Genomic DNA, 2,743 nt, shown 5'->3' with positions numbered 1-2,743 from the left:
GGCATAGGCCATCAAAAGCCATTTTATACTTTTCCTCGCTCCTATTCGGGTGGAAAAGTAAGAATTGAAAAATGTACAAAGCGACATCAAGAGTCCTATGCCCGCAAAAACCCAAGCAAATAGTTCAGGTTTGCCGTAAATTCCCCCGACGATATGTTCTGAAGTGGCCACCCATGTGCTCAAAGCAGAAAATAATAAAGTAGTAATGGTGGTATATCTTAGAAATGGACGATTGCTGATGACTGTTTTTAAGGATAAGCTCACGCTGGGCCAATTGAGGTCCGTTCGCTTTTCAACGGGATGTGTTTCTTCCATTCTGAACGACCAAATGAATATCACGATGCCGAAGATAACGGGTGTAAGAAATACCATTTGCCAAGACGAAACCGACAGTATGGCCAGTCCCAAAAAGGGTGCTATGACGGGTGTAAACAAGAAAATAGTAAAAATGAGCGACATCGTGCGGGCCATTTGATCGCCAACAAAACGGTCTCTAACCCCTGCAATAGTAGTCATAAATACCGCCGAAGCTCCCACTCCGGCAAAAAATCTCGCCCCCAGCATGATCTCAAATGTGGGTGCAAAAGCCGCTACCAAGCCACCTAAAATATATAAAGGAAAACCAATGCGATAAATGGCCAATCTGCCAAAGCGATCCGACAATATTCCAAAAAACAATTGGGCGATTTGACCCATAAAAAAGAAAACGATGATTTGGGCTGTGGCCGTTGATTCAGGCTTGAAACCAAAATGCTCTCTCAAACTGGCAAAAGCAGGTAGCATAATATCGATACCCAAGGCAGTCAACATCATGGTGCAGGCAGAGAGGGTAATAAACTCCCCCGACTTCATCTTTATATTCATTTATGATTAGTGGTTCTTGATACAAAAACAAAAATAGTGGGTCTTGCTGGAATTAATTACAATTGTGCATAAAACCAAACAAAACATGAAAATCACCTAATGAACTCCCAAATAAAATAAAACTTTGTGTACCTCTGTGCAAAACTCCGTGCCCTCTGAGGTTAAAAAATGCAATGTGATAATGAGGCAGTATGCTAATTAGCAAATTGTGATTCAATTATTCCACAAAGGTTCACCAAGGAGACACAAAGGTTCACAAAGAACGCTGGGAACCTCTGTCTAAAACTCTGTGCCCTCTGTGGTTAAAAAGGCAATGTGATAATGAGGCAGTGTGCTAATTAGCAAATTGTGATTCAATTATTCCACAAAGTTTCACCAAGGAGACACAAAGGTTCACTAAGACATACACTATGTTTAGACTTTTGAAACCCAATGTTTTTTTATAACAACCAAGCACTTTGTGAAACTTTGAGCATTTTTTGTGTGCCTTTGTGGAATAGCTTAAACAGTGACCCACTTCGAGATCTATCGATCGCAATTTCATTCAGATTATCATCTGAATTTCATTGGGCTCAGTGGCCGATTTACCAGTAACCAATAAACCAGTAACCAATAACCAATCCACCAGCAACCCACTTCGAGATCTATCAATCGCAATTTCATTCAGATTATCATCTGAATTTCATTGTGCTCAGTGGCCGATTAATCAGTAACCCACTTCGAGATCTATCGATCGCAATTTCATTCAGATTATCATCTGAATATCATTGTGCTCAGTGGCCGATTAACCAGTAACCCACTTCGGGATCTATCGATCGCAATTTCATTCAGATTATCATCTGAATTTCATTGTGCTCAGTGGCCGATTAACCCGTAACCCACTTCGGGATCTATCGATCGCAATTTCAGTCAGATTATCATCTGAATTTCATTGTGCTCAGTGGCCGATTAACCAATAACCCACTTCGAGATCTATCGATCGCAATTTCAGTCAGATTATCATCTGAATTTCATTGTGCTCAGTGGCCGATTTACCAATAACCAATCAACCAGTAACTAATACACCAATAACAAATCAACCAATAACTAATACACTAATCCTCCCACTCCACATACCTCCGCCAATTGTGCTGCTCCTTAAAGCCCAACATTTCGCGGATTTTGCGGTTGGAGAATAAGGCCTCGGTTTCGTCAAGTTCTCGGCTGAGAGGTACATTCGGGAAAAACCTTTCGAGCAATTCCTTGTTGTTCAATACCGCACCATTGTGGTCGTTACCCGCATTAAAAACCTGATAACCCAAGCCGTCTTTCTTCAAGCAAAGATCCACTATCTGCCCCAAATCACGGGCATCGATATAACAGAACGCATTGCGGCGACGGACTTCAGGATTTCTGAAATAATGCGGAAACAGTTCGGCGTATTCATGCGGCTCTATCACATTGCCGATACGCAAGGCATATATATCAAAGCCCGAGCGTAGTTGAAAGCTCCGTGCCGTTTTTTCGTTCACTACCTTCGACAAACCATAACTGTCCATCGGGTCCACGTCATAATCTTCCTCCAATGGCAGCACTTTGGGGTCGGTGACGCCATCCGCAAAACAGATGCCGTAGGTGGTCTCCGACGAGGCAATGATGATCTTTTTGATGCCCAACTTTACAGCTGCCTCTATCACATTGTAGGTACCCACCGTATTTACCCTAAAAGTCTCGTTGTCGGGTTTGATGAGGATTCGCGGCACGGCCGCAAAATGCACCACGGCGTCAAATCGGGCTATGCCCTCGCCACCCTCCAGCTCGTGCAGGCCTGTGTAAGAGCTCATGGCATTAAACATCTGACCTGAATCGGTGATATCGGCTAGGAGGTTATGCACCCCTG

General features: G+C 43.2%; 2 protein-coding genes. Both read right to left on the bottom strand.

The window, feature by feature from the left end:
• Nucleotides 1–864 (bottom strand): MFS transporter (locus tag EGI24_RS14195; protein ID WP_255049119.1); only part of this gene is annotated, 864 nt, incomplete at its 3' end.
• 1,094 nt (nt 865–1,958) lie between these two features.
• A partial coding sequence (locus EGI24_RS14190; protein WP_255049118.1) for an NAD(P)-dependent oxidoreductase occupies nt 1,959–2,743 on the bottom strand: 785 nt, incomplete at its 5' end.

The organism is Lacihabitans sp. CS3-21 (assembly GCF_024343675.1).
Classification (GTDB): domain Bacteria; phylum Bacteroidota; class Bacteroidia; order Cytophagales; family Spirosomataceae; genus Leadbetterella.
The sequence above is the reverse complement of the archived record's forward strand: the minus strand, read 5'-3'. Positions and strand labels throughout refer to the sequence as shown.